The 6,929-nt window shown below is 70.5% G+C and carries 6 protein-coding genes; 3 read left to right on the top strand and 3 right to left on the bottom strand.

From position 1 onward, the window contains the following. Nucleotides 1-38: 38 nt before the first annotated feature. Complete coding sequence (clpB, locus tag G6018_RS15945; RefSeq protein ID WP_182640137.1) at nucleotides 39-2,591, bottom strand: ATP-dependent chaperone ClpB; 2,553 nt, start codon at nucleotides 2,589-2,591, stop codon at nucleotides 39-41. A 231-nt stretch (nucleotides 2,592-2,822) separates the two neighbouring features. Here clpB and G6018_RS15940 point away from each other — a divergent pair, with 231 nt between their 5' ends. Then, nucleotides 2,823-3,659, top strand: a complete 837-nt coding sequence (locus G6018_RS15940; RefSeq protein WP_182609707.1) for a hypothetical protein — start codon at nucleotides 2,823-2,825, stop codon at nucleotides 3,657-3,659. Between the two features lie 42 nt (nucleotides 3,660-3,701). On the opposite strand, the gene G6018_RS15935 is transcribed toward G6018_RS15940, so the two are convergent. Beyond that, nucleotides 3,702-4,316, bottom strand: a complete 615-nt coding sequence (locus tag G6018_RS15935; RefSeq protein ID WP_179523517.1) for a malonic semialdehyde reductase — start codon at nucleotides 4,314-4,316, stop codon at nucleotides 3,702-3,704. A gap of 124 nt (nucleotides 4,317-4,440) precedes the next feature. Here G6018_RS15935 and G6018_RS15930 point away from each other — a divergent pair, with 124 nt between their 5' ends. Next, on the top strand, nucleotides 4,441-4,740 hold the full coding sequence (locus G6018_RS15930) for a hypothetical protein (RefSeq protein ID WP_179523518.1): 300 nt from the start codon (nucleotides 4,441-4,443) through the stop codon (nucleotides 4,738-4,740). A gap of 92 nt (nucleotides 4,741-4,832) precedes the next feature. Further along, complete coding sequence (locus tag G6018_RS15925; protein ID WP_182609706.1) at nucleotides 4,833-5,624, top strand: ROK family protein; 792 nt, start codon at nucleotides 4,833-4,835, stop codon at nucleotides 5,622-5,624. A gap of 12 nt (nucleotides 5,625-5,636) precedes the next feature. On the opposite strand, the gene G6018_RS15920 is transcribed toward G6018_RS15925, so the two are convergent. Beyond that, nucleotides 5,637-6,929, bottom strand: a 1,293-nt coding sequence (locus tag G6018_RS15920) for a DEAD/DEAH box helicase (RefSeq protein ID WP_182640136.1), incomplete at its 5' end; no start/stop codon positions are given.

The following is a 6,929-nucleotide window of genomic DNA, read 5'->3' as shown; positions in this document are numbered from 1 at the left end:
TCCCGCCGGCTCGTTCCCGCCAGCTCAGGCGACGGGCGTCAGCTCAGCGTGAGCGACTCGCCGTCCTCCGCCAGCGAGACCCGCACGGTGTCGCCGTCGCGGATGTCGCCGCCGAGCAGGGCCCGGGCCAGCTTGTCGCCGATCGCCTGCTGCACCAGCCGGCGCAGCGGGCGGGCGCCGTAGGCCGGGTCGTACCCGCGCCGCGCCAGCCACCCCTTGGCCGCGTCGTCGACCTCGAGGGTCAGTCGCCGACCCTTGAGTCGCCGCGCGAGCTCGTCGATCTGGATGTCGACGATCGACTCGAGCTGCTCCTCGCTGAGCGAGTCGAACATCACCACGTCGTCGAGCCGGTTGATGAACTCCGGCTTGAAGGCGCGCTTGACCGCGTCCATCGTCTGCTCCCGCGATCCACCCGCCCCCAGGTTGGAGGTGAGCACGAGGATCGTGTTGCGGAAGTCGACCGTGCGCCCCTGGCCGTCGGTGAGACGGCCGTCGTCGAGCACCTGCAGGAGGATGTCGAAGACATCCGGGTGCGCCTTCTCGACCTCGTCGAGCAGGACGATCGTGTACGGACGCCGCCGCACGGCCTCGGTGAGCTGCCCGCCGGCCTCGTAGCCGACGTACCCCGGAGGGGCACCCACCAGCCGCGAGACGCTGTGCTTCTCCGAGTACTCGCTCATGTCGATCCGGACCATGGCCCGCTCGTCGTCGAACAGGAACTCGGCGAGCGCCTTGGCCAGCTCCGTCTTGCCGACACCCGTGGGGCCGAGGAAGAGGAAGGAGCCGGTGGGCCGGTCGGGGTCGGCGACCCCGGCGCGCGACCGGCGGACCGCATCGGACACGGCCCGGACCGCCTCGCTCTGGCCGACGACCCGACGGGCGATCTCGTCCTCCATGCGCAGGAGCTTCTCGGTCTCGCCCTGGAGCATCTTGCCCACGGGGATCCCGGTCCAGGCGGAGACGACCTCGGCGACGTCCTCCGGGCCGACCTCCTCCTTGAGCATCGCGTTGGAGGCGGCGTCGTTCTCCTCCGCCTGGGCGAGCTGCTTCTCCAGCTCGGGCAGCCGTCCGTAGCGGATCTCGGCGACCCGTGCGTAGTCGCCGTCCCGCTCGGCCTTCTCGGACTCGGTGCGCAGCGCGTCGAGCTCCTCCTTGACCTTCTGCACACCCTGGATGGCGGTCTTCTCGTTCTGCCACCGGGCGGTCAGCTCGGCGAGCTTCTCCTTGGAGTCGGCGAGCTCGGACTGGAGCGCGACGAGCCGGTCCTTGGACGCCGCATCGGTCTCCTTCTGCAGTGCCACCTCCTCGATCTCGAGTCGGCGCACGATCCGCTCGGCGGCGTCGATCTCCTCCGGTCGGGAGTCGATCTCCATCTTGAGCCGGCTCGCGGCCTCGTCGACCAGGTCGATCGCCTTGTCGGGGAGGAACCGCTGGGTGATGTAGCGATCCGACAGCGCGGCCGCGGAGACGAGCGCAGAGTCGGTGATGCGCACGCCGTGGTGCACCTCGTAGCGCTCCTTGAGTCCGCGCAAAATGCCGACCGTGTCCTCGACGCTCGGCTCCCCCACGTACACCTGCTGGAAGCGGCGTTCGAGGGCGGCGTCCTTCTCGATGTACTTGCGGTACTCGTCGAGCGTGGTGGCACCGACCAGGCGTAGCTCACCGCGGGCGAGCATCGGCTTGATCATGTTCCCGGCGTCCATGGACCCCTCGCCGGTCGCGCCGGCGCCGACGATGGTGTGGACCTCGTCGATGAAGGTGATGATCTGCCCCTCGGAGGCCGTGATCTCGTCGAGCACGGCCTTGAGCCGCTCCTCGAACTCACCGCGGTACTTGGCGCCCGCGACCATCGAACCCAGGTCCAGCGAGAGCAGGGTCTTGCCCCTGAGCGACTCGGGGACGTCGCCGTCCACGATTCGCCGGGCCAGCCCCTCGACGATGGCGGTCTTGCCCACGCCGGGCTCGCCGATGAGCACCGGGTTGTTCTTGGTGCGGCGGCTCAGGACCTGGACCACCCGCCGGATCTCCGAGTCGCGCCCGATGACCGGGTCGATCTTGCCCTCACGTGCCCGGGCCGTGAGATCCGTCGAGTACTTCTCGAGCGCCTGGTACTGGTCCTCGGGGTTCTCGGTGGTCACGCGCGTGTTGCCGCGGACCGCGGCGAACGCCTGCTTCAGCGCGTCCTCGGTGGCGCCGAGTTCATTGAGGAGCTTGGCCGCATCGCCCCCGGTGTGGCCGGCGGCAATGCCGACCAGGACGTGCTCGGTGGAGACGTAGTCGTCGCCCATCTCGGACGCGAGGGTCTGGGAAGAACTGATGACGGCGAGGGCGTCGCGGTTGAAGTTGGGGGCGGCCAGCCCCGAGCCCGACGCGCTGGGGTAACTCGCGGTGAGGGCCTTGGCCTGCGTGAGCGCCAGTTGCGGGTCCACCCCACATGCCTGGAGCAGGGGCGTGGCGATCCCGTCCTGCTGTTCGAGCAGCGCCACGAGGAGGTGGCCCGGACGGACATCCGGGTTCCCTGCCGCCGAGGCGGATTGGACGGCGGCCGACAGAGCCGCCTGGGTCTTGGTCGTGGGGTTGAACTGGCTCATCGACCGGTCCTTTCTTCGACGTGTTCTTGAGCGTACTCGGGTCAATACCGGCCCACATCGGGACCGGACAGTCCGTACAACTGCCGAACAGTTGAGTCTATTCCGCTCAAGTCAAAGAATCTGGTGTGAACGCCGCCACCACGTGAGTAGATTCTTAGCGGTACCGCGAGGCCCCTCCCTCGCATCGACCCAGGACAGGCCCCCGTTGACCCCCTCACCCCACCCCGCGCCGTGAACAGACAGCGATCCGTTCATCCCGCCGTCAGCTTCTCCGCCTACCTGCTGGCGATCGTCGTACCGCTCGTCCTGGCGCTGGCGGTCGTCGGATCCTCGCCGGCCCTCCTGGCGATGGTCCCCGAAGAGCACCGCGGCACCGTCGCCTCCTTCGGCGAGGGCGCCGCTCGCGTGTCAGGCGGGGACGGCGGCCTGTTCAGGCCCGCCCACGCCGATGCCGCCAACTCCACGGTCCCGGGGACTGCCGTCCCGCTCCGGGGCGAGTGGTCACCGCGCCGCGCCGCCGACATCCAGCCCCCTGCCGGGCTGATCGCGGGGGTCGACTACGCCGTCGAGGCCACCGAGGACGGGTATATCGCCCACTGGCCGTGCGAGCACGAGATCCCCGTGCGCTCCTACGACGCACCGCCGGGCAGCGAGCCCGACCTCGCGTGGGCGGTCGAGACGCTCGCCTTCGCCAGCGGCCTCCCTCTCAGGTACGCGGGGCCCGGTGCCGAGGGAGAGCGCGAAGGCGACGGCGCCATCTCCGTGACTTACGGAGACCACCCCATGTTCCACACCGACCCCGAGATCGCGGGACTGGGCGGCGTCACGGTGTGGCCGCGAGGGTTGGTTCTCCAGGGCTCGGTGACCCTGCGGCCGGATCAGATCAGCCCCGTCCCCGGGGACGCCTGGACCCGCAGCCTGACGCTTCACGAACTCATGCACGCCGTGGGCGTCGACCACGCCGTGGCGCACGGGCCCGAGGTCATGGCGGAACGGCCGGGCCCGCACCCTCCGACGATCCTGGGCTACGGCGACCAGTTCGCGCTACGACTCGTCGGCTGCCTGTGACGCGCGAACTACTGGCGACGCGCGGGCTGCCGTGGCAACCCCTCAGAGGGTCGTGACGACCTCGTCGTAGTCGAGTCGCGGCAGCCGGTCGAACCAGGCGTTCTCCGCCGGCGTGCCGATGTTGATCGCCACGAGGACGCGGTGTCGCCCGTCGGGGAAGAACTCCGCGGCGATCCCCTCGGCGTCGAACCCGGTCATCGGGCCGGCGGCGAGACCCGCTGCGCGGATGCCCAGGATGGTGTAGCCGACCTGCAGGCTCGCGTTGAGCTCGGCCACACCGGCCCGCGCGGCCTCGTCCGCGAACAGGTCGCGGGCGCCGGGGAAGTGGGGGAAGAGCCGGGGTAGTTCGTCGTGGAAGTCCACATCGGCGGCGAGCAGCGCGACGGCCGGCGCGGCGGCGGTCTTGGCCCGGTTGCCCTCGGCCAGGTGCGGCAACAGTCGGGCCTTGGCCTCCTCGGACCGCACCACGACGATCCTCAGCGGCTGGTTGTTCATCGACGTCGGGGCCCACTTGACCAGGTCATAGATCGCGCGGAGCTGCTCGTCGGTGACGGGCTCGTCGGTGAACGCGTTGGCGGAACGGGCCTCCCGGAAGAGCAGGTCCTGCGCAGCGGAGTCCAGGGTCAGGGCGGTCGGAACCTCAAAAGATGTTGTCATATCTACTAGAACTCCCGATGCGCTCCGCCGAATCCCGGTCGAATGGTGATGTCCGTCACCCCGCGCGCCTACGCTCACCTCATCGACCGCTCACCTCGTCGTCGTCATCCCCCCGGAGGTCCCCATGCCCACCCGCACCCGATCCGCGACGCTGGCCGTCCCGGTCGCCACCGCCGCCCTCGTGCTGGCGACCCTGACCGGCTGCAACGCGATGGACCCCAACCAGGGCGGTGACACCACCTGCGGCGACTACATGGAGATGCCGCCCGAGGACCAGCGCGAGGTGATCACCACCTTCCTCGACGAGAAGGGGCAGTCCGATCCCGCCGGCATGGAGGTGACGCTGAACCAGGAGTCGGCCAAGCTCTACTGCGGAACCGTGGGCCAGGCGAGCGACCCGATCCGCAACATCGATACGGGGTAGCACCGATACCGGGTAGCACCCCACCACACCCAATGGCCCGCCCGCTACGAACTATTGGTGACAATGGTCGGTGTGGAACGGGAGGCGATCTGATGAGGAACGGCGTCGTCGTCGACATCGGCGGCAGCGGGACGCGGATCGGTGCCGTGGTCGACGGCCGCGTGGTGGGAGTCCACGGGGCCGAGGTGGCCACCGCCGAGGATCTGGCCGCGGTGATCCGGGCCGTCGATCCCCTCCCCAGCGGCGTCGGCGTGTCTGTCAGCGGGCACGTCGACGCCGACCGTGGGGTCATCGAGGCCTCCCGCGCCGCCGCCTGGGCCGAGGGGCCGATGCGCTCCCAGTTGGTCGCCCTCCTGGACGCCCCGGTGTCCGTGATCGGTCACGGCGATGCCCACGCCCTGGCCCTGACCCAGCTGCCGGACGTCGAGTTCGGCGGCATCGCCATCTCCCTGGGCACCACCCTGTCCTTCGGGGCGCTCAACCGCCACGGTGCGCTCATCCACCCGTGCGGGCCCACCGGGTGGGACCTCGGGCACTGGCGGCTGGTCGTGGACGGCGGCACCACCGAGGCGTGGTGGGGTCTGGGCGGGCACGGGCTCTACGACCTCGAGCGGGAACACGGCGACGGTGCCGCCGAGATCTACGCCCACCGGGTGGGCTCCTTCGTGGTGGACGCCGTCCAGTTGTTCCGGCCGCGCACGGTCCTGCTCACCGGCGGGATCGTGGTGGGCCTGGGCGAGGCGCTGCACGGGCCGGTCGCCGAGCAGTTGCACACGCTGCCGCACACCATCCCGACGCCGCGGGTCGTGTTCTCCCCGTCCCGGGACACGGCACTCTTCGGGGCCGCGGTGGCCGCGGGGTTGGCGATGCCGGCGGTGCGGTGATCACCCGCGCCGCTACTCGATCAGCCCCCGCAGGTCGTCGGCCGTGAGTGCCGCGGAGAAGTGCTCCCCCCTATCCAGCACGGACGCGAAGAGCTCGGCCTTGCGCCGCTGCAACTCCACCACCCGCTCCTCGATGGTGTCTCGGGCGACCATCCGGTAGACCAGCACCGGGCGGGTCTGACCGATCCGGTGCGCACGGTCCACGGCCTGCGCCTCGGTGGCCGGGTTCCACCACGGGTCCAGGAGGAAGACGTAGTCGGCGCCCACCAGGTTGAGGCCCACTCCCCCGGCCTTGAGGCTCAGGCAGAACACCTGCGCGCCACCCTCCGTGAACCTGCCGACGGCTCCCGCTCGGTCGGTGGTCCTGCCGTCGAGGTGAGCGACCGTGATCCCCTCGGCGTGCAGCCTGTCGACCACCGTGTCGAGGTAGCTGGTGAACTGGCTGAACACCAGCGCCCGGTGCCCCTCGGCCACGACCTCCCGCAGCGACGCGATGAGCTCATCGGTCTTGGCGGAGGGGATGGATGCGTGATCGGGGTCCACCAGCGAGGGGTCCAGGCACAGCCGGCGCAGCACGGTGAGGCCGGCGAGGATGCTGATTCGGTTGGAGTCGAAGTCGTCTAGCAGCGCGAGCAGCGATGCCCGCTGACGGGCGAGCTCGCGCTCGTAGACCCGGCGGTGCGCGACCGAGAGTTCTACCTCCATCACCGCATCGGTGCGTGGCGGCAGCTCGCCGGCCACCAACTCCTTGCGGCGCCGCAGCAGGAACGGCCGCAGTCGGCGGCGCAGGCGACGCAGTGCCTCGGCGTCGCCGTCCTTCTCGATCGGGGTCCGGAACAGCGCGCGGAACTCCTTGGCGTCGGGCAGCACCCCCCGACAGGACAGGGCCGCGATCGCCCACAGTTCGGTGAGGTTGTTCTCCATGGGCGTGCCGGTGACCGCGAGCAGGAAGTCGGCCCGCAGCCCGGCGAGAGCGGCGAACAGCTTGGACGAGGGGTTCTTGGCCTGCTGGGCCTCGTCCAGGATCACCCCGGCCCACTCGATCCCCGCGTACGCCTCGGCGTTCAGTCGCAGGACGGTCGCGGAGGTGACCACGATGTCGTGGACGGCCGCGTCCTCGGCCACGGTCGTGGGCGACTTGCTCTCCGTGGCCGAGCGTCGGGCCACGCGCAGCGAGGGCACGAACCTCCGGGCCTCGGCCTCCCAGTTGGGCACGACCGACGAGGGCGCCACCACGAGGAACGGCCCCGGCGAGTCGGCGACCGTCTCGGCGCCGGTGGCGGGGCCCTCCGCGCGAGTCTCGTG

This window comes from Dietzia sp. DQ11-44 (assembly GCF_014145205.1).
Taxonomy (GTDB): domain Bacteria; phylum Actinomycetota; class Actinomycetes; order Mycobacteriales; family Mycobacteriaceae; genus Dietzia; species Dietzia natronolimnaea.
The sequence above is the reverse complement of the archived record's forward strand: the minus strand, read 5'-3'. Positions and strand labels throughout refer to the sequence as shown.

Coding starts and splice junctions, on each gene's coding strand:
- clpB (WP_182640137.1), bottom strand. CDS start 2,591: ATGAGCCAGTTCAACCCCACGACCAAGACCCAGGCGGCTCTGTCGGCC.
- G6018_RS15935 (WP_179523517.1), bottom strand. CDS start 4,316: ATGACAACATCTTTTGAGGTTCCGACCGCCCTGACCCTGGACTCCGCT.
- G6018_RS15930 (WP_179523518.1), top strand. CDS start 4,441: ATGCCCACCCGCACCCGATCCGCGACGCTGGCCGTCCCGGTCGCCACC.
- G6018_RS15925 (WP_182609706.1), top strand. CDS start 4,833: ATGAGGAACGGCGTCGTCGTCGACATCGGCGGCAGCGGGACGCGGATC.